17 protein-coding genes and 2 pseudogenes are annotated in these 19583 nt (G+C 60.5%); 12 read left to right on the top strand and 7 right to left on the bottom strand.

Annotation, left to right across the window (positions count from 1 at the left end):
* Positions 1–2 precede the first annotated feature (2 nt).
* The 4 genes from RNA01_RS20220 to RNA01_RS20205 form a co-directional block, all read right to left on the bottom strand.
* Entirely contained in the window at positions 3–1421 is a 1419-nt protein-coding gene (locus RNA01_RS20220; RefSeq protein ID WP_147181966.1) for an amidase, read from the bottom strand.
* A gap of 4 nt (positions 1422–1425) precedes the next feature.
* Positions 1426–1815, bottom strand: coding sequence for a nuclear transport factor 2 family protein (locus tag RNA01_RS20215; RefSeq protein ID WP_170253585.1), 390 nt, complete (start codon positions 1813–1815; stop codon positions 1426–1428).
* A gap of 68 nt (positions 1816–1883) precedes the next feature.
* Complete coding sequence (locus RNA01_RS20210) at positions 1884–3374, bottom strand: 4-hydroxyphenylacetate 3-hydroxylase N-terminal domain-containing protein (RefSeq protein WP_147181964.1); 1491 nt, start codon at positions 3372–3374, stop codon at positions 1884–1886.
* A 59-nt stretch (positions 3375–3433) separates the two neighbouring features.
* Complete coding sequence (locus RNA01_RS20205) at positions 3434–3835, bottom strand: carboxymuconolactone decarboxylase family protein (RefSeq protein ID WP_147181963.1); 402 nt, start codon at positions 3833–3835, stop codon at positions 3434–3436.
* Positions 3836–4009: 174 nt separating this feature from the next.
* On the opposite strand from RNA01_RS20205, the gene RNA01_RS20200 reads away from it, so the two are divergent.
* From RNA01_RS20200 to RNA01_RS20175, 6 genes are all read left to right on the top strand, one after another.
* The gene (locus RNA01_RS20200; protein WP_235916811.1) at positions 4010–4864 is read left to right on the top strand and encodes an N-acyl homoserine lactonase family protein; all 855 of its coding nucleotides are present in this window, start codon (positions 4010–4012) and stop codon (positions 4862–4864) included.
* A complete protein-coding gene (locus tag RNA01_RS20195; RefSeq protein ID WP_147181962.1) occupies positions 4861–5643 on the top strand; it encodes an SDR family NAD(P)-dependent oxidoreductase in 783 nt (260 codons plus the stop codon). Before RNA01_RS20200 ends, RNA01_RS20195 begins: the two co-directional genes overlap by 4 nt.
* A 29-nt stretch (positions 5644–5672) precedes the next feature.
* Positions 5673–6569: an NAD(P)-dependent oxidoreductase gene (locus RNA01_RS20190; RefSeq protein WP_147181961.1), complete on the top strand. Its 897-nt coding sequence runs from the start codon at positions 5673–5675 to the stop codon at positions 6567–6569.
* 1 nt (position 6570) lies between these two features.
* Positions 6571–7932, top strand: coding sequence for an MmgE/PrpD family protein (locus tag RNA01_RS20185; protein WP_147181960.1), 1362 nt, complete (start codon positions 6571–6573; stop codon positions 7930–7932).
* Positions 7933–7950: 18 nt separating this feature from the next.
* On the top strand, positions 7951–9135 hold the full coding sequence (gene ppaT / locus RNA01_RS20180) for a pyridoxamine--pyruvate transaminase (protein WP_147181959.1): 1185 nt from the start codon (positions 7951–7953) through the stop codon (positions 9133–9135).
* A 535-nt stretch (positions 9136–9670) separates the two neighbouring features.
* The gene (locus RNA01_RS20175; protein ID WP_147181958.1) at positions 9671–10387 is read left to right on the top strand and encodes a GntR family transcriptional regulator; all 717 of its coding nucleotides are present in this window, start codon (positions 9671–9673) and stop codon (positions 10385–10387) included.
* Between the two features lie 26 nt (positions 10388–10413).
* Here RNA01_RS20175 and RNA01_RS20170 read toward each other — a convergent pair whose 3' ends face one another.
* Together RNA01_RS20170 and RNA01_RS20165 are read right to left on the bottom strand one after the other, a co-directional pair.
* Complete coding sequence (locus tag RNA01_RS20170) at positions 10414–11181, bottom strand: SDR family oxidoreductase (protein WP_210245790.1); 768 nt, start codon at positions 11179–11181, stop codon at positions 10414–10416.
* 276 nt (positions 11182–11457) lie between these two features.
* Complete coding sequence (locus RNA01_RS20165) at positions 11458–11862, bottom strand: hypothetical protein (protein WP_147181956.1); 405 nt, start codon at positions 11860–11862, stop codon at positions 11458–11460.
* A gap of 179 nt (positions 11863–12041) precedes the next feature.
* On the opposite strand from RNA01_RS20165, the gene RNA01_RS20160 reads away from it, so the two are divergent.
* The 5 genes and pseudogenes from RNA01_RS20160 to RNA01_RS20140 all read left to right on the top strand — a co-directional run.
* Positions 12042–12995 (top strand): putative B6 ABC transporter substrate-binding protein, encoded by a 954-nt coding sequence (locus RNA01_RS20160; protein WP_235916810.1) that lies wholly within the window; start codon positions 12042–12044, stop codon positions 12993–12995.
* Positions 12996–13069: 74 nt separating this feature from the next.
* Positions 13070–14641 (top strand): putative B6 ABC transporter ATP-binding protein, encoded by a 1572-nt coding sequence (locus RNA01_RS20155; RefSeq protein WP_147181954.1) that lies wholly within the window; start codon positions 13070–13072, stop codon positions 14639–14641.
* Positions 14638–15729: a putative B6 ABC transporter permease subunit 2 gene (locus tag RNA01_RS20150; protein ID WP_147181953.1), complete on the top strand. Its 1092-nt coding sequence runs from the start codon at positions 14638–14640 to the stop codon at positions 15727–15729. Before RNA01_RS20155 ends, RNA01_RS20150 begins: the two co-directional genes overlap by 4 nt.
* 15 nt (positions 15730–15744) lie before the next feature.
* Positions 15745–16677: a putative B6 ABC transporter permease subunit 1 gene (locus RNA01_RS20145; RefSeq protein WP_147181952.1), complete on the top strand. Its 933-nt coding sequence runs from the start codon at positions 15745–15747 to the stop codon at positions 16675–16677.
* A 118-nt stretch (positions 16678–16795) separates the two neighbouring features.
* A pseudogene (locus RNA01_RS20140) lies at positions 16796–17217 on the top strand (ATP-binding protein); the annotation flags it as partial.
* 43 nt (positions 17218–17260) lie between these two features.
* On the opposite strand, the pseudogene RNA01_RS24495 reads toward RNA01_RS20140, so the two are convergent.
* Positions 17261–17397 (bottom strand): annotated as a pseudogene (locus tag RNA01_RS24495) (IS6 family transposase); the annotation flags it as partial.
* A gap of 240 nt (positions 17398–17637) precedes the next feature.
* Between RNA01_RS24495 and RNA01_RS20130 the strand changes: the two are divergent.
* The gene (locus RNA01_RS20130; RefSeq protein ID WP_210245789.1) at positions 17638–19422 is read left to right on the top strand and encodes an ABC transporter ATP-binding protein; all 1785 of its coding nucleotides are present in this window, start codon (positions 17638–17640) and stop codon (positions 19420–19422) included.
* Positions 19423–19583 lie beyond the last annotated feature (161 nt).

Raw genomic sequence — 19583 nt, 5'->3', positions numbered from 1 at the left:
CCTCAGCCGAAAAGGGCGGGACGCCGGTTGATCCACGGAGCCGCACATTCCAGTTCTGCAGCCAGGGCAAAGAGCAGGGCGTCCTTGCCAAAGGCGGCACCGAAATGCGATCCGACAGGCAGGCCTTTCGCGCTCGTGCCCAACGGAACCGACATCGCCGGGCAGCCCGAGGTGTTGAAAACCGCGGTGAAGGGCGAGTGCGACCAGAATAGTTCATAGAATTCGTCAAGCGTCTTTCCCCGGCCAGCGAGCTTGCCCAACAGGGGAGCTGGTTCGGCGGCTGCGGGCGTCAGCATGACGTCGTACCGGCTGAAGAATCCGGCAAGCGCACGCGACGAGGCGTGAAGCTGGCCAATCGCCCAGAGGTAGCGTGTGCCAGGAACGGCCAGCGCCTCACGAACCCATTCCTGATTGACGGGTTCAAGCTTGGACAGGTTCGGCGACGCTGGATCGCCGCCGGTCACTCCCAGCGCGACATTGACCCCGACGATGATGCGCCAGGCGATCTTCAGCGCTTCGGCATCATAGCCCGCATCCTCCACCATCTCGACACGATGGCCCAGATTTTCCAGAAGTCGCGCCGTTTCCTCAACGCTCTCAATCATCTCCGGCTCAACATGACTCCCGGTGGGCGAGCCGAGGATCATCGCAATCTTCAAACGGGGGGGGGGCTTGTTCAGGGCTGACAAATAGCTGCCCGGAGTAGCCGGCGACGCCCAGGGATCACCGATGTCGCCACCGGCCGATATGTCGAGCATGGCGGCATTGTCCCGCACCGACCAAGAAACCGCGTGCGGGGTCGACATGCCCCCGATCGCCTCGGCTGTGACCGGGCCAACAGGATTGACAAGCCGTGACGGCTTGAAGCCGAACAAGCCGCAGTGACTGGCCGGAAGCCTTGTCGAACCGGCACCGTCTGAACTGTTGGCAATGGGGACCATGCCGCTTGCGACCGCAGCGGTCGAACCGCCAGACGAGCCGCCGGCTGTACGATCCAGGTCCCAGGGATTGCGCGTAGGGCCAAATGCGTCAGGCTCCGAGGTGAAGCTGAGAGCGAATTCCGGTGTGTTGGATTTGCCCAGGATCACCATGCCCGCCGCCTTGTAACGCACGGTTATCGTTGAATCTCGCTTGCTGACGTTGTTACGCAACAGCTCGGATCCCGTCGACAGGATCATGCCTTCGGCCTCGAAGCCGGTGTTCTTCAGCAGGGTGGGAACCCCTGAAAGGCAACTGTCCGCCAGCCCCTCCGCCACCTGTTTCCGGGCAAGATCAAAATGCTCATGCACGACGGCATTCAATTTCGGATTCAAACGTTCGATGCGCTCGATCGCGGCCTCGAGCACTTCGCCGGCGCTTACTTCGCGCTTGGCAATCAGCCCGGATAAAGCAATGCCGTCCAGTGTCGCAAGGTCATCCATCGGTTCAGCCCATCTGTGCCTTAAAGAGGTCGAGGTCCCACATGTCCTTGCTGGAGGTCAACAAGCCGTCGCGGATCTCGAAGAGATGCAGACCATCGAGTGCGATCTGCCTTGGGGTTCCATCACCTCCGCGAGGCGTGAATGTTCCAGTCATGAAATAGGGGACCGCAACCTGATTGGCGGCACGGATGTAGCCGCGCCTGTCCCATGAGACGTCGGGCAACATCCGCCAGAACCCAATCAGTCCCTCCGCCAGGGCGGTTCGACCTTCGCGGCGCTTGGCCATCGCGACTTCCTCGTGCCAGCCCTCGGGATGGTAGAGGGACGCCGCCTGATCCGCGTCGCGTGACGCGTAGGCATGATAAAGGCAGTCAATGAGCGTGGCGTGATCCATAGCGGGCTCCCGCATTGTCGGAAAAAAGAACCCCGCCCTTCTTCGGGTCGGGCGGGGTCGACTGTGGTTCACTCGATGCCGGCGATCTTCTTCACCTGAGCGACATATCCGTCGCGCTTGACTTCGTTGTAAAGCCTTGCGCGAAGGGCTGGAGCCGGCGTGGCATTGACGTTTTCGAACAGTGCGACGCGACCAGCCAGAGAACCGGAAGTCATGTCCCAGATGAAGTTCATCAGCTGTTCCTTGACCATGGCCGACACGCCGTGGCCGGGCAGGAGTTCATGCAAGAAGTGACCGACATCCGGATTGTCGAAGGCCTTCTTGCCGAAACGCATGACGAGACCCTGACCACACATTTCCTGAAGGATGTGGATGATCTTCGGGTAGTTCTCGATCGAGTAGAGACGGCCGGCCGTCAGCATCCCGACATCCGGGCGCATGACATCGCCTTCCGTCGGCACGGCGAGAGCCTCTGCCGCGGTTACGAAAGCGCGCAGCGTCTGGGCGTATTCGACAAGCTGGCCGAGCATCATCTGCACGGCAGGGATCTTGCCGGTGCCGAGATAGTCGAGGACCATCTGACCTGCGCCGACGAAGAGCTCGGCCTTGACAGCCAGACGGGTGAGCACGTGCCAGTGTGCGAAGACGCAGACCGGGCCGTAGTAGCTCATCGCGGTCGGATCGCCGAGATTGAAGAGCCGCTCCTTCGGAACGAAGACGTTGTCGAAGATGATGAACTGGTCAGCTTCCTCACCGAGGCTTGCAACCGGATGATCGAACTTGCTGGCCAACGGCTGCGACACCATTTCGCGCGAGATCATCTTGATGCCGGGGGTGTCGATTGGAACCGAGCCCCAGATGCACGCATCAGCCGGCGTTTCCTGAATACCGCCGAGGTTCGTGAAGAAGATGTCGTTCGCCTGGGCCGCGATCGAGCCGACGGTCTTGGCGCCATAGATGTAGACACCATCCTTGGTGACCTTGCGTGCCTTGAGCAGCGAAGCCTCCGACGCCTTGGGCGAAGAACGGTCGGCCTGGGGGCCGGCAAGGCTTTCAGATGCGGTCAGGTTGTTGTTCTGACCGTACTCCATGTAGCGTTCGATATTTTCGGCGAAATCCGGATCAATACCTTCGATCAGCGACTTCTTCTTCTTGAAGGTCGGGAGATAAGCATAGAGGCCGACGACGATGGACGGCGCGAGATCCGGCGGGCGGCCAAAGGTGCCGGCGGTCTTGAGCGAGGTGTATTCGATCATCCTGCGACGCGCAGCCAGGTCTTCCTTGGTGCGCGGAATCTGCCACGACCGGCTCAGCACGGCGCCGACCTTTTCGTCGTAATAGGTGGTCGCGTCAGCGTGTTCCTCGGTGAACTGGTCGTCGAACATCGAAGCCAAAAGGTCGATGCCACGTGCCAACGCAGGCTCATCATAGACCGAGTTCAGCTTTTCGCCACCAACCCAGATCTGGCGGTTATCTTTAAGTGATTCCTTGTATTCCTCACCAGTCTTGAGCCTGTGCGGCACGTCCTTTGCGGACTTTAGCGTTCCCGTCTCTGTCATTTAGGCCTCCTGTTGAAATTCGAATTGCCGATCGCGCCCCTTCGGACACCAAGGCCAAATCAAGCTTTTTCTTCGCGCACCTGGCGGATCACTTCCGAGGCGACCCGCATTGAGTCCAGTGCGGCCGGAACGCCGCAGTAGATTGCCGCCTGCAGGATGACCTCGACGATCTCTTCCTCCGTCACGCCGTTGTTCAGCGCGCCGCGAACATGGATCTTGACCTCGTGCGGACGATTGAGAGCCGTCAGCATCGCGAGATTGAGGAAACTGCGGGTCTTGCGTTCCAGTCCCGGACGGGTCCAGATTTCTCCCCAGCACCACTCCGTCACGAGCTTTTGCAGGGGAGCGGTGAGGTCGTCGGCGCTGGCCAGTGACGGCGCCACATAGGCATCGCCAAGAACTTCACGCCTTACCTGCAGACCTTTCTGGAATTGTTCACCGCTGAATTCAGGACGAGTCATGCATCTCTCCGTTAAGGTGGACAGGCAGGCATTTGTCGAGCCGCTGGCTCTGCCGTCCTGATGCTTCAAATCTAGACATGCCGGACTTGACCTGTCAATAGATTGTATGACAAGATTACGGTCATATTGTAAGAGCAGTTTTGAAATCCATCTCGGATGGCGACCAGGATTGGAATGAGCATGATTGACCCGACGGCTGAGTCTGAGGCAGGAATAGTGCCATTCGAGCTTTACGCCCTGCGCTATGCTATGCACGGCGGGCGCACCGCCAAGGACAACTTTCTCCGTGCGGATCCACATGAGGCGGGCGCCAATCTCGACTACTTCATCTGGCTGGCCCGCCGCGCAGACGAGGTCTTCGTAATCGACACGGGATTCGGCCATGATGCGGCCAAGGCGCGCGGACGCACGTTGCTGCGCCATCCCACAGACGCACTCGCCCTGCTTGGCGTCGACGCTCGCGAGGTGTCGCAGGTCATCTTGACTCATCTTCACTATGATCATGCGGGCACCTTGGGGGGCTTTCCGGCTGCGCGGTTCCACCTCCAGGTCGACGAAGCGGGTCACGCCACGGGTCCATGCATGTGCAATGCGAAGGCACGTGCACCCTTCGACGTCGAGAATATCGTTGCCTACATTCGAAGCCTCTATGCCGGCAGAATTGAGTTTCACCGAGGTGACCAGGAGCTCACGCCCGGCCTCTGGCTCCATGCGATACCGGGTCATAGCGCCGGATTGCAGGCTGTTCGCGTCATGACCAAGCGCGGATGGGTCGTGCTCGCATCCGACGCCACGCACTTCTACGCCAACATGGAACGTGGCAATCCTTTCCCGGTGCTGTTCGACGAAGCGGCGCTTGTTCGCGGTTATTCGCGGCTGATCGAACTGGCACCCAGCCTCGATCACATCGTGCCGGGGCATGATCCGGCGGTAATGCGGGCCTATCCCGCGGCCTCGACGGAACTGGAAGGTGTCGTCGTTCGGCTGGACGTCGCACCTTCCCTGTCGTGGGAGGAACTTTCGCGATGAAATTCCCTAGCGGACGAGGTGTGCTGATTACGGGTTCCGCCGTCGGCCTCGGGCTCGAACTGGCACGATCCTTTGCGAAGGCCGGAGATCGGGTCTTTCTGACCGACATTCTGCCGGACGTGGAAGACGCAGCCGATGGACTGGCCGAGGAAATCGGCCGCCCAGTCGGCGCGGTCGAAATCGACCTCTCCGAAACGGGTGCCGCCGCCTGCCTCGTCGACGAGGCGGAAAGCCATCTCGGCCAGATCGACGTGCTGATCAACAATGCCGTGGTCCGCAAGATGTCGCCGGTGGAGACGCTCGGCGATGCGGACTGGGATCGGGCTCTCGAGGTCAATCTGTCGGCGCCGTTCCGGCTGATCCGGGCGTGCCTGCCAAAGATGCGGGAGCGAAACCAGGGGCGCATCATCAACATGGCCTCGGTCTACAGCCTGATGGCGCTTGCCGGGCGCGCGGACTACGTGACGACCAAGCATGCGATGATCGGCCTGACGCGCACCGTCGCGCTTGAGCTCGCCGCGACGCGCATCACCTGCAACGCGATCTGCCCGGGCCTGATGGCGACCGATTCGGCGCTCGAGCGCATCAAGACGCTCGCGAACGACAAGGGCATTTCCCGCGACGAGGCGGAGAGGCTTTTCCTTTCCACCCGGCAGCCGGGGGGCAAGTTCATTCCGATAGAGACGGTGACGGCGCTTGCGCAGTTCCTTTGCGGCCCCTCGAGTGAGGGCATCAATGGCGCGGCCATCCCCGTAGACAATGGCTGGTCTTTCGCTTGAAGAGCGAGCCGCGACAACAGGAGAGTTGAATGAGTGAGATTGGTTTCATTGGCCTCGGCAACATGGGCCGTCCGATGGCGGAGCGCATTATCGGCGCGGGCTACACGCTTGTCGTCAATGATCGTGCCGAAGCGGCGGTCACCGCCCTGACGGATGCCGGGGCAGTGGCGGCAGCGACCATTCCTGAACTGACCGGGCGCGCGGAAACGCTTTTCCTGTCGCTGCCCACGCCTGAGGTGGTACTGGCCGTCGGCCGGAATATTGCCGAAAATCCCGGCATCGTGAAACGCGTTGTCGACCTTTCCACAACCGGCCCGAAGGCCGAGATGGATCTGGCGGAGATCTTGTCCGCAGCTGGCATCGCTTTGGTCGACAGTCCGGTATCAGGTGGCGTCGCGGGCGCGACGAAAGGCACCTTGGCTCTGATGGCCGCGGGCCCATCGGCCGATTTCGCCGTTGTCGAGCCGATGCTCCTCACTCTCGGCAAGGTGATACGCGTCGCCGAAGAGCCTGGGAAGGCTCAGGTGATGAAGCTCATCAACAACATCTGCTCGGCTGCAGCGCTGGCGATCACATCCGAGGCTATGGTGATGGGCGCCAAGGCCGGCCTTGATGCCGACGTCATGATTGAGGTGCTCAATGCCGGATCCGGTCGCACCTCCGCAAGCGTCGACAAGATTCCCCGTTTCGTCCTGCCGCGCGGTTTCGACTTCGGCTTCGCCATTGGGTTGTCACTCAAAGACATCCGCCTTTGCCTCGAGGAAGCCGATCGGCTCGGCGTGCCCATGCTGGTCGGCAATGCGGTGCGGATGCTCTTTTCGATCACCAAAGCCGATTGCGGCCCGTCGGCCGATATGACAGCGATCATCCGCCCCCTTGAGAAGTGGGCGGATACCGAAGTACGCGGCAAGGCCGCCGGCGCCTGACATGACGAGCGTCAGTGCTACTCTCGCCGCCTTCGTACACATGCCGCCGACGCTGCCTGATTCCGCCCTCCTTGCCGGGCGGCGTTCCCTGCTCAACATGGTGGGTACGGCAATCGGCGGCTCCGGCGAAGCGGCCATCGACAAACTGGCAGCCCTGCTGCCGGTCTTCTCTGGTCCTGCGACCAATACGTTGATCGGACGCCCAGAACGGGCCGATATGTTATGGGCTGCTTACATAAATGCGGCTTCGGCAAATATCTTCGACTATGACGATACGCATATCCCGACCGTAATCCACCCCTCGGCGCCCGTCGGACCTGCCGTCTTGGCCTTGGCGGAAACCCTGGCCGCCAAGGGAAAGCCAGTCAGCGGCCGCGCACTCATCGAGGCGTTTGTGCTCGGGGCAGAGGTCACGTGTCGTCTGGGGAACGCTCTCCATCCGATGCACTATGCACGCGGCTGGCACATCACGTCGACATGCGGGATTTTCGGCGCGGCCATGGCGGCCGGGCGCCTGCTCGACCTGTCGCCGTCCCAACTGGTCGACGCACTCGGACATGCGCTGGCGCAAGGCGCGGGGTCGGTCGAAACGCTCGGCACCATGTCGAAAAGCCTCTCGGTGGGCCAGGCTGCGCGCGGCGGTCTGATGGCCGCGCTGCTCGCCGCCGACGGGTACACCGGCCCCGAAGCCCCGCTGGAGGGAAAGCGCGGTTTTCTGGCGCTTCACTCGGACGCGCCGGACTATTCTGCCATCACCGGAGAGCTCGGCAGCCGCTGGGAAATACTCAGCAACACCTTCAAACCCTACCCGTGCGGCGTCGTACTGAACCCTGTGATCGAGGCATGTCTGGCACTGCATGCGAAAGGCGGTTTCGGCGCGGCTGACATCGAGTCGGTGGAGCTCATCGGCCATCCGCTCCTGCGTCAGCGAACCGACCGGCCCGGCGTGACTTCCGGTCGGTTGGCGCAGGTCAGCGCTCAACATGCTGTCGCCGTCAGCCTGCTGCACGGAAGTGCCGATCTGGCTGCCTTTTCCGACGATGCGGTCGCCGATCCACAGGTCCGCGCGCTCAGCGACAAACTCGTTTTCCGCGACGACCCCACCACTGCACTGGACGCGGTGCAGATCTGTCTTCGCCTGAGCGGAGGACGCGAGATCCTGCACAAGGTCACGGCCGCGAAAAGCGGGCTCGACCACCCGCTGAGCGATGCGGACCTCGCCGGAAAATTCCGCGACCAGGTAACGTGGCGATGTCTTCACCTTAAGGTCGACGCCCTAATTGCCGCCCTGGAGAGCCTAGACGACGCCGTCGATGGCGCGGCGTTCCTGCGCGCAACACAGCCTGCAATTTTTCCAGAATAGAGATCACAGGAGAAACTCATGAGCCGCAGAACATATTCAGATCCGATATTCACGCTGACGACCGGCCCGGTGGACGCCTATCCTGCGGTGTTGCGGGCGTTGTCCAGGCCTGTTCTCTACGACTACGATCCGGCTTTCCTCGAGCAATATGAGGCAACGAACGCGAAGGTTCGGCAGGTCTTCCACACGACCGCTCCGCCGGTGATCCTTCAGGGCGAGCCCGTGCTAGGGCTCGAGGCTGCGGCTGCGTCGCTGATCGCCAAGAATGACGTCGTGCTCAACCTCGTTTCAGGGGTGTACGGAAAAGGCTTCGGCTTCTGGGCTGCGCGCTACGCAAAGGAACTGGTCGAACTGGAAGTTCCTTACAACGAAGTGCTCACTGCGGATGCTGTGGCCGACATGCTGAAGAAGCGTCCCGACATTGCCATCGTCTCCATTTGCCATCACGATACGCCGTCCGGCACGGTCAATCCCGTCGCGCAAATCGGCGCGGTCGTGCGTGAGGCCGGAAGACTCCTGATCGTCGATTCCGTATCGGCATTCGGCGGAATGGAAGTCCTGCCGGAAACCTGTTGTGCCGACATCTTCGTGACGGGACCGAACAAATGCCTCGGTTGCCCGCCGGGACTGTCTCTCTTGCATGTGAGCGAGGCAGCCTGGGAGAAGATCGCGGCCAACCCAGACGCTCCGACCGCCTCCATCCTGTCCATCAGCGACTGGAAACAAGCGTTCGATGCGAGTCAGCCGTTCCCCTTCACCCCGTCCGTCTCAGAGATCTATGCCCTTGATGCGGCACTCGATCTTTATCTGGAGGAGGGAGAACAGGCTGTGTGGGCACGTCATGCCTTGACGGCCAAGGCCTGCCGAGCAGGGATCCAGGCCGCCGGCCTCAGACTTTGGGCAGCAAGTGAAGCGATTGCCTCGCCGACCTGTACCGCAGTCGCAATTCCGGATGGTGTTGATGAGGCAAAGCTGCGGGCATCGATCCGGGCTCGCTACGGCATCGTCTTCTCGTCGGGACGCGCAGAGACACTAGGCAAGCTCACCCGCATTGGGCACATGGGGCCGACAGCGCGTCCGACCTATTCGCTTATTTCTGTCGCAGCCATTGCGGGTGGCCTCCAGGCGGCCGGCGTGAAAGGGATCGATGTAGGAGCCGGCGTCGCGGCGGCGATGACTGTGATCGGCGAAGCGCAGGCGTAAGGCTTCCTCCGACATGAGGGGCGTTGCAGTCGAAACATGTTTCCCGGAGCCGTGGCGCCACTCCGGGAGGTCCTCCGACTCGACGCCCGCTTTGACCTTGTGGACTGGCCCCCACCGGGGAGATCGCACACGTCGGAAAGCTGTTGAGATTAGCGAAAAGCCCTAAATTCTGGCGGTAACAACTGTTCCGGAATTCGGTAATAACGAATATGCGTCCGAACAATCCATATACTTATTCCCTAAAAAGGTATGGATATACTTAAAAGATACCCGAATTTTAATAATATGTAGAATTTCACTAAATTTAAAACATGAATAAAATTCTTGATGTTCTCGATTTTTCTTGATTGATCGACGCCATGAGGACTGAGATTTTCACGCAAGGGCATCTGCAAGACACCCGGCCGCGAACAACCACGAACAGGACACTGCATCCAAAACAGGCACTCGGGCAATCTAGCGCTTTTAAAGCAGGCAGTTTCCGTGTAGTAATACCGTATTATCAACTTTCAGTTCGCAAACGGAGCACCAACTGATGGCTAAGCTTCTGCATCGGAAAACTCCGCCCATTGATTTCAAGGTCATCAAGGCTGCGGCACCCGTCCGCCACAGCGTCACCGAGAGCATCCGCGACTCGATTGCGGTTGGATACTTCAAAGCCGGGGAGCGCATCACCGAGCGGGATCTCTGCGAAATGACCGGCGTAAGCCGCACCGCCGTGCGTGAGGCACTGCGTCAGCTGGAGAGCGAGGGCCTGGTGCAGGTCGTCCCCCATCGCGGGCCGATCGTCGCTCGTCTGCTTCCGGAACAGGCGGAGGGTATCTATCAGGTACGGATCGAACTGGAAGGATTGGCCTGCGAGTTGTTCGCCCGCAATGCGACGGATGAGGATATCGAGGCGTTGAAGGCTGCATTCGAGGTTCTGAAACGCGGAGAGAAGATTACGGATCCGCTGGAACGGTTGACCGCGAAGAACGCCTTTTACGATTGCCTGATCTACGGGGCCCACAACGAGGCCTTGGGGCATACGCTTTCCTCGCTCAACGCACGCGTGATGGTTTTGCGCGCAACATCGTTGGGCGCACCTGGGCGGACGCGAGAGAGCCTTGAGGAACTTGAGGAGGTCGTCGGGCACCTCGCCGCCCGACGAGGAAAGGAAGCCCGCAAGGCCGCCGCGCGTCATGTGATGAACGCCGGGAAGACCGCGGTCGCCATCCTGCGCGAGCGGCTGGCCGAAGAAGGCGAAGACTGAGTTCGGCCCGACTACGGGCCGAATAGTCAGATCCCTGGCGTTGCGCCACCATCCACGTTGATGACGGCGCCATGAATGTACGATGCGGCCGGACTGCAAAGAAAACGGACCACGTTTGCGACTTCTTCAGGATCGGCAAAGCGCTGGATGCCCTGCTCCAGGCGCATTTCCTCGCGTGCGTCCTCAAGCAAAATCCCCCGCTCCCGGGCCAGAGTTTCGATACGCTTGGCAAGTCGGTCTGTGACGATGTGGCCGGGGCATAGGGTGTTGATCCGCATCCCGGTATCTCCGACGCGCTTGGAGATGGCCTTGGTGAAATTGATCAGCGCGGAGTTGACAGAACCGCCGATGGTGAAATCGGGTTCCGGGGTGTGAGCGCCGACGCCGGAGATGTTCACAATCGCGCCCTTGCTTTCGGCCAAGGCGGGCCAGGCGGCCTTGCAGAAGCGCACCGTCGCGTGAAACTTGAGTGCGAAGCCTTCAAGAAAATCGTCCTCAGTCAGCACGAAGAAATCGCCCCGCTTGGTCGCGCCCGCATTATTGATCAATGCATCGATGCGCCCGGTCGCCTCCAATGTGGCGCCAACGACCTTTTCGGCGGCACCCGTCTGCGAAAGATCTGCGGCGACGAGGACGACCTTGGGTGAACCAGCGGCCCGCGCCATTTCGGCAGTCGCCTCCAGACCCTCCGTATCGCGAGCGCAAAGGCTCAGCGCGAAGCCGTCCCTTGCCAGTCCGATTGCGAAGGCTCGCCCCAATCCGCGACTGGCTCCAGTGACTATTGCAGTCCTCATTTTCACTTTTCCTCTCATGTTCGGCGACCAGAGACCCACAATAATTCGTTTGAATTCATGTGCTTAATCTATGGAAGCGAAAATTTTCTCTCGCCGCCCTTTTCATTATTGTATTACGGTATGATCATGCTATCGTATTCTGACGCTGTCAATCGAGAACGTCGTTATGGATTTCCAGGCACTCTTTGATTCCTTGCGCCGCCCAGTCGGTCCCGCCGAGAAGGGGGACCGGATCTCGCATCGCACAAGATGGCAAGCAGCAGGCTGCGAAGGTGCCTACTGCGCGACGCAGCGAGTCTTCTCTCCCGCTGTCGCACACCGCAGACGAACCGGCTCGGGGACTACGCCTGCCCGATGCTCTAGCGGAATTTCATCTCTCGTTCGCCAGTCGTCACCCTTGAGGCCACACCAGACGCGTTGCACTGCCATTTTGTCACCGACGGTATTTTTCTGGAACACCGTTCCGGAATCAACGTCGACGCCTAGACTGAAAGAGATGCTCGCGCCAGGGGCGGCTTCTCCGAGATCGGCGGAAAACCAGTGCGCGAAGGCGGCACTGCAGGTCAACGCGGCCTTTCCAGTATTTTCGATCGCAAAATCTAGAGCCTGCGCCGCGGAAAGGGCCGGAGTGGAAGCGAGGCTCGAGAGGAGCGCCGGAACAAGAAGGAGGCGGACTTTCATATCATGATCCAATTCTGCGGTTTTACGATAAGTAAAATCTAGCACATGTCGAATTACCGTCAACAACAATCAAGAATGGGAACAATATAATGAGGAATAAAATCAAGTCGTCAGTAAGTATAGCTGCGATTGTGTTGTCCACCGTTGCTTTTAATTCAGGGGCAGCATCGGCTGCGGACGTGGACTCCATTGCTATTCTGGCCCCGGAAATGGGCACCGATATGGGCTGGAACCAGCAGGGCGTCGACGCAGCCAAGGCCGCCGGTGAAGCTGCGGGTGTAAAGGTGATCGTCGCCGAGAACCTCGGCTATGGTGATGTTCGTCCCACATTGCGCGAGCTTGCCGAGGACGGCGCCGACCTTCTCATCGCCCACGCCTCCGGTTACAACACTGCCGCGCCGGAGATCGGTGAAGAACTGGGCGTTCCCGTGGCCATCGTCGACAGCCCCGACAAACTGGCCGCCGGCAAGATCGCCGACTACACCGCAGCCGGCGGCGAGGGCGCCTATCTGGCGGGCCGCCTGGCCGCCAAGGTATCCCGTACCAAGGTCGTCGGCATCGTCGTTTCCGGCGAGCCTCCGTCTTGGAACAACATGTCGGTCGCCTTCGCCCAAGGCGTCAAGGCGGAGAATCCGGCGGTCGAAGTCCGCTATGCGGTTATCGGCCCGGCAGCCTATGCGGATGCGGCCGGTGGCAAGCGCGTGACCGAAACGGTCATCGCTTCGGGCGCGGACATTATTTTCGGCCAGGGCAACGGGTCCAGCTTCGGCATGCTGCAGGCCGTTGAAACCACACCGGCAACCGATGGTGGCAAGGCCTACTTCATCGATGTGATCGGTGACAAGACATCGATCGACAAGGGACACCTGCTGTCATCGGTCATCTGGAACCTTGAACCGGTCTATGTCGCTATGATCCAGGATCTCAAGGACGGCAAGTACGGCAGCCGGAACTACAATATCAGACTCGCGGACGGCAGCCTCCGCCTGCTGAAGACCGCCAACGCTCCGGAAAATGTCTGGACGGAGATCGAGGCACTTCAGGAGGACATCATCTCCGGGAAGATCAAGGTCGAGCAGAAATTCGACGCCGACAGCGTGCACGCGCTGGTCAAGACGGTCGGCTCCAACTGAGCCATCCTGCTCCAACCTGGGTTGCCGGATGTATGACGCATGCGGCAACCCAGACCCTCATGAAGGAATTTGAGATGCAGGCGACAATCGAGGCAGCAGCCTCTCCGTCACACGCGCTCGGGAGGCCGTTCATCGGTCTGCGCGGCGTTACCAAGCGCTTTCCCGGTGTAATCGCCAACAACAATGTCAACGTCGATATATGGCCCGGCGAAGTACATGTGCTACTCGGCGAGAACGGCGCCGGCAAGTCGACGCTTGTCGGCATGCTTTCAGGGCTACAGCAGCCGGACGGCGGATCGATCGAGATCGACGGAGCCGCGGTTACCATTACTTCGCCTCGCCAAGCCCTCTCCCTCGGCATCGGGACGGTCTTCCAACATTCCATGTTGGTGCCCAGCCTGAGCGTCGTGGACAATTTCACGCTCGACGGAGTCTGGTGGCGCAAACCGGACCGGAGCGGTGTCGCCAAACGCATTCGCGAGACTGCGGAGCGCGTCGGCCTACGGGTCGATCCCTTCGCACTGGTCTCCACCCTTTCGCTCGGCGAACGCCAGCAGGTCGAGATCCTGCGTGCCCTCATGCGCGGAAGCCGGTGCCTGATCCTCGACGAAGCCACGGCCATGCTGACCCCCCACGAGGCAACCGCACTCGGCGCATTGATGCGCCGACTTGCGGCCGATGGTCTCGCGGTCATCTTTATCACCCACAAGCTGAACGAGGCGTTGGCCTATGGCGACCGGATCTCGGTTCTGCGACTTGGCCGCAATGCGGGATCCATCGGCCCACAGGAGCTTCGGGAGCAATCCGACGAACAGAACACTGCCAACATCATCGGCTTCATGTTCGGCCAGGCGGCTGTCGACAAAGCGAGTGCTTGGGCTCGCCCTGAACGCGATTTCGGAGCGGTGGTTCTGAAGGTCGAAGGCCTCACCTCGCAGGCCGGACGCATCCCGCTGAACGACATTGCTTTCAGCATACGCGCAGGCGAAATTCTGGGAATCGCCGGCATCGACGGTAATGGCCAAAAGGAACTCGCCGAGGCTCTGGCCGGCCAGACGAAGGCATTCGGCAGCGTTCAGCTCAACGGCACGGAGATCGGCGCGCGGAGCGTCGGCGCACGCCGTGTTGCCGGACTTAGATATGTAACGGATGATCGACTGGGCGAAGGCACGGTGGGCATCTTCGCCGTGGCTACGAACTTCCTGCTTAAAGACATCGGCGCCGCGCCGTTCTGGCAAGGGGGGCTGGAGAAACCGAAGGCGATCAACGCGCAGGCCGCTGAGCATGTCCGCAATTTCGACATAAGAACGCCGAGCATTCAAACGCCGGTGGGCACGCTTTCTGGCGGCAACATCCAGAAGGTTCTTCTGGCGCGGGAACTGACTGGGGCGGCTGAAGCGGTGATCTTCGCCAAACCGACCTATGGTCTTGACGTCAAGAACATTCGCGCGACACGCGAGCGTATCCGTGAGGCCGCAAGCAGCGGCAAGGCGGTCCTGTTGATCTCAACGGATCTCGATGAACTTCTGGAGCTAGCAGATCGGATCAGCGTGATTGATAGGGGAAAACTGTTGGGCGCTGTCCAGAATGGCCCGGGCGCCCGCGATGCAGTCGGCCGCCTGATGAGTACCGGAGAAGAAGAATGAGCGAACCACAAGCGACCGCTGTCAGGACGACCAACTCCGGCAGATCGAGGACATTCCCGGCATGGGGCCGCGTGTTGACCATCAGCGTCGGGCCGCTCATCGCAGCATTGGCGCTCGGCGGGATCATTCTTCTGGCGATGGGCGTTAATCCCCTTAGCTACTATACCTATGTAGTGGACAGGGCGATTTTGTCGCCCTCCGGATTGGCAGCAACATTGACCAGGATGGGTCCCTTCCTCCTTATCGCTGCCAGCCTGATCGTCGCATTCCGCGCGGGGATCTGGAATCTGGGCGGCGATGGCCAGTTTCTGCTGGCTGCCGTTATCGTCGCGGCGGTAACGCCGCTGATGTTCGGCGCCGGCTTTCCCATCTGGATCAACCTAATGATCGGCCTCTTCATCGGTGCCGTGATCGGGGCGCTATGGGGTGTCCTGCCGGCCCTGTTGAAGGCTTGGCACGGGATCAACGAGATCATCACAACGCTGATGATGAGCTTTCTCGGCGTTTCGCTCGCCAACGTATTGGTCAAGCTCGCTTTTCTCGACCCTGCCACCACGACACCCCAGACACGCACCCTCCCGGTGGAGGCTCGGCTGCCCAAGCTTTTTGACACAACCGTTTCATCCGGCCTGATTATTGGCCTGATCGTGATCATGGCGGTGCATCTGATGATGACACGCACTTCCTTCGGCATGCGGCTGCGTCTCGTCGGCGCCAATCCGCGGGCCGCGGTTCATGCCGGGCTTTCTGTGCCGAAACTGACGATCGCCGTCTTCGCCATTTCGGCCGGCCTGGCGGGGCTTTCCGGAGCTGTCGATATTCTTGGCACCCAAGGCAATGTACGGGCAGACTGGAACCCGGCCTACAGCCTGACTGTCGTGCCGCTGGTGTTTCTCGCCAGACTGAATGGCTTCGCCTCAATCGCCTATGTCTTCCTCTTCTCCGCTCTCACGATCGGTGGCGAAAGTGCCGCCCGACGACTTGGCGTGCCGAGCTTCTTCTCCCTGGTCATCGTGGCGTTGTTGCTGATCACATTGGCGCTTGCCGAATACCTGGACAAACGCCGGCACTACCGCGCGAAGCCCTAAGCAAAGGTTTGAAACATGTCTCTCTTCACTGAAAGCTTCATCATAACTTTGTTTCTCGGGGCCATTTCTGCGGGGACCCCGCTTTTTCTGGCGGGCCTTGGAGAACAGCTCTCCGAAAAGGCGGGAGTATTGAACATCGGTCTCGAGGGCATGATCCTCGCGGGCGCTTACGCCGGTTTTCTCGTCGCGTGGGCGAGTGGCAGCCCGGCCCTGGGCTTTGTCGGCGGCGCTGCCGCCGGGGCATTCATTGCGGCCTTCATGGTGTTGTTTTGTGTGCGCCTGGGCCTCAACCAGATCGTGATCGGGATCGCTCTGACGCTTGCGGTTCAGGGCCTTACGGCGCTCTTGCATTTCGCGCAGTTTTCCCGGAGCTACCCGCGTCTCGACGGTGTCTCGAAATGGCCGATATGGCCCCTGTCGGAGATACCCGTGCTCGGGCCGATCCTCTTCAACCACGTTCCGGTCGTCTATCTGGCAATTGCTTTCGTCGCACTATTTGCCTGGATATATCGGATGACCCATCTCGGCTCCGTCCTCCAGGCGGCCGGAGACAAGCCTGCGGCGCTGGACGCCATGGGCGTTGACGTGGTTCGCACCCGCAGCCTCGCCGTTCTGGTCACGGGTGCACTAGCGGGGCTCGGTGGGGCTTTCATGTCGGTGGCCGTCGCAGGTGTCTTCATTCCCTTCATGAGCCATGGCAACGGCTTCATCGCCATCGTTCTTGCCATGCTGGCACGGGGACGCCCGCTCTGGGTCCTTGGTGGCGCACTCCTGTTCGGGGCCAGCCTTTCGCTTGCCACGGCGCTGCAGGTGGCGGGTGTGAACGTGCCCACCGACGTCATCCAGATGTTGCCCTTTGCGATGGTGATGCTGGTGCTGCTCGTCGCCGGCAGGAAAGCGAGCCTGCCGCAGGCCCTTGGCGAAAGTTTCGTGCGGGGGGCTCGCTGAGCGAGCTCCGTAAGGAGAACCTGGCGGCGGTAAAGGCGATTACGAACGACTTGAGTTATACTGAAAAATCGCGCAGTTCGATCGCCGACAGGTTAGTTTTACAGTGCCGCGTGCACTCACGACACTCGCCGATCTGATCGGTTCCTTTGCCGGTTCCGAGCGGGAAGGCGGACTGCAGGAATGCACTCGGTTCTTTTGCAGGCCAAGTCCGCCGATCGTCGACAAGATCAGCTATCTGCCGGTCATCCAGGGCGACGGCAACCTATTCTTCCAACTCGTCAACGCAGCGTAATGATCCTGACGTCAAACTGCGACCTCATAGAATAGGGTGATGTCTTCGGCGATCCCGTTGTCGCCGCCGCACTGCTCGACAGACTGCGGCATCATGCCATCGTGGTGCAGATTGAGGGATCCAACTACCGGTTGAGGCAGCATACCTAACTTATGCCCGAGCATGTTCGTTCGAAAGCCCTCATCGCGCCCCTGGGATTCGCGCCGCCACAAAAGCCGCGCGGACGGCCACCGAAAAACCCTCAACTCCCCCCGCACCCACTTCGGGGGAAAATTCACGCGGCATCGACACTCGATACAGGTATCGCCATTTGCCGCGGATCTTCACATAGGTCGCGTCAATCCGGACTGACCCAAAGTGGGTCGGCGGAACTGACTCCGACGATTCTTGATCATCGGCGCGGAGGCCAGAACCCATCGGTTGAGCGTGAATAGCCCCAGGAAGTCTGTGCAACATATGCAAATTATAGCCCATTGATCCCATCCCATTAGCTACCATACATATTCTTGCCCAAAGGGGACGGCATGCCGCAGATGTTGACTGAGTTCAAGGCGACGCCTTGTAACTCCGAGCTTTGCGGAGACCAGCCGCGTCGAAGCTTTGGCGACCCAATACTCGGATTGGTGCGGGCCGGTGTCTTGAATAGGAAAGTCGGAAAAAGGCGAACAATGAGCGCAACCGAATCCTCGATCATCTTGGCCGCGCCGGCCACACCGGCGAAAGGTTGGAGCGCCCGGATTCTCATGCATGGCTGGACGCTGCTAGGCTTGCTGCTGTGCCAATTAGGACAGGTTTGGGCATCACTGCTTCTGCCGGGATTTAGCGCCGACATCATCGATAAGGGCATTGCCGCCAACTCTTCCGACGCGATTTTGAGTTATGGCGGATTGATGGCGGCGGCTTCACTGGTGCAGCTTTTCCTCAGCGTCACCGCGGTCGTGCTGAGCACGCAGATCGCCTTCCGGGTTGGTCAGGCTCTGCGTGCCGACGTCTTTGCCAAGGTCCATAACCTCGCCCTTGCGCAAGTGCAGAGCTTCAGTATCGGCTCTCTCATCACCCGCTGCACGAATGACGTGCTGCAAGTGCAGACCATGCTCACCTTGACGCTGACCATGATCGTGATCGCACCGATCATGGGGGTTGGCGGCGCCATCATGGCTTTGCGTCAAGATGTGCAGTTGTCGAGGCTCTTACTGATCGCGGTGCCGATCCTGGCGCTCATCATCGGTTTTTTGACGTTTCGCGCAACGCCATTGTTCCAGCGGATGCAGAAACAACTCGATGGGGTCAACGCCATCCTGCGCGAACAGATTGAAGGCATTCGGGTCATTCGCGCCTTTTTGCAAGAGGGCCGCGAAAGCCAGCGGTTTGCGACGGCCAACACGGAACTGACGGACACCGCGCTCCATGCAGGGCGGCTGATGGCAACGATTAGCCCTGCGGTGACCGCGGTGATGCAGCTTGCCTCGGTCGCCCTGATATGGGCCGGAGCGGGCCGGGTCGTCGCCGGCGATCTACAGATAGGCGCCTTGATCTCCTTTCTATCCTACGTCTCGCTAATCCTGATCTCCGTGATGATGATGGGTATGCTGGTCGTGCTGTTGCCACGTGCGCTGGTCAGCGCACGACGGATCAGCGAACTTCTGCAAAGCCAGATTGCAGTGGGTCCGCCCGCTCATCCGCAAGCTCTGCCCAAAAAAGGGACAGGGCTGCCCTTGCGCTTCGAGGCGGTGAGCTTTGGTTACCCCGGCGCCGAAGCCATGGTCCTCGAGAACATCGATTTCGAGGTTGGCCCCGGTGAGGTCCTTGGCGTCATCGGCGCCACTGGCTCGGGCAAGTCCACCATCGTCAATCTCATCGCGCGGCTGGATGATCCGAGCGTGGGGCGCGTTTTGCTTGGCGGCATCGATCTGCGGGCGATCGCGCCCGAGGCGCTCAGTGGGCGGATCGGCTACGTTCCGCAAAAGACCTATCTCTTCTCGGGCACCGTGGCAGACAGCTTGCGGCTCGGGAATCCGCAGGCCGACGATGTCAGGCTTTGGGACGCACTTGAGATCGCGCAGGCCGCCGATTTTATCCGCGCGCTACCCGAGAAACTGGCGGCACCGGTGGCGCAAGGCGGCACGAATTTTTCCGGAGGCCAGCGACAACGTCTCGCCATCGCCAGGGCGTTGGTCTGCGACGCTGATCTCTACCTCTTCGATGATAGCTTTTCGGCGCTCGATCAGGCGACCGATGCGCGCTTGCGGGCGGAGCTTCGGCAAGCGACCACGCATGCGGTCACGGTGACCGTCAGCCAGCGTGTTGCATCGATCCGGGATGCGGACCGCATCCTCGTCCTTGATCGCGGAAAGATTGTCGGGTTCGGGCCGCATGAGGCGTTGATGGAGGATTGCCCGGTCTATGCCGACATCGTGCGTTCGCAGCAGGGCGTCGCGGAGGACGCCGCATGAACAAGATGGAGGATTCACGCTCATCCATCGTCTCATCTTCGGTCGTCGGACCGCGTGGACACCGCGGACCAGGTGCAGCACTTGGTGGGGAAAAACCGAAAAACACCCGCAGCGCGGCTCTCGCGATCTGGCGGGCTCTCGGCACCGGTCGGCTGGTCCTC

The organism is Paenirhizobium naphthalenivorans, from assembly GCF_007992095.1.
Lineage (GTDB): Bacteria > Pseudomonadota > Alphaproteobacteria > Rhizobiales > Rhizobiaceae > Allorhizobium > Allorhizobium naphthalenivorans.
This window is presented reverse-complemented; position numbering and strand designations above follow the sequence as displayed.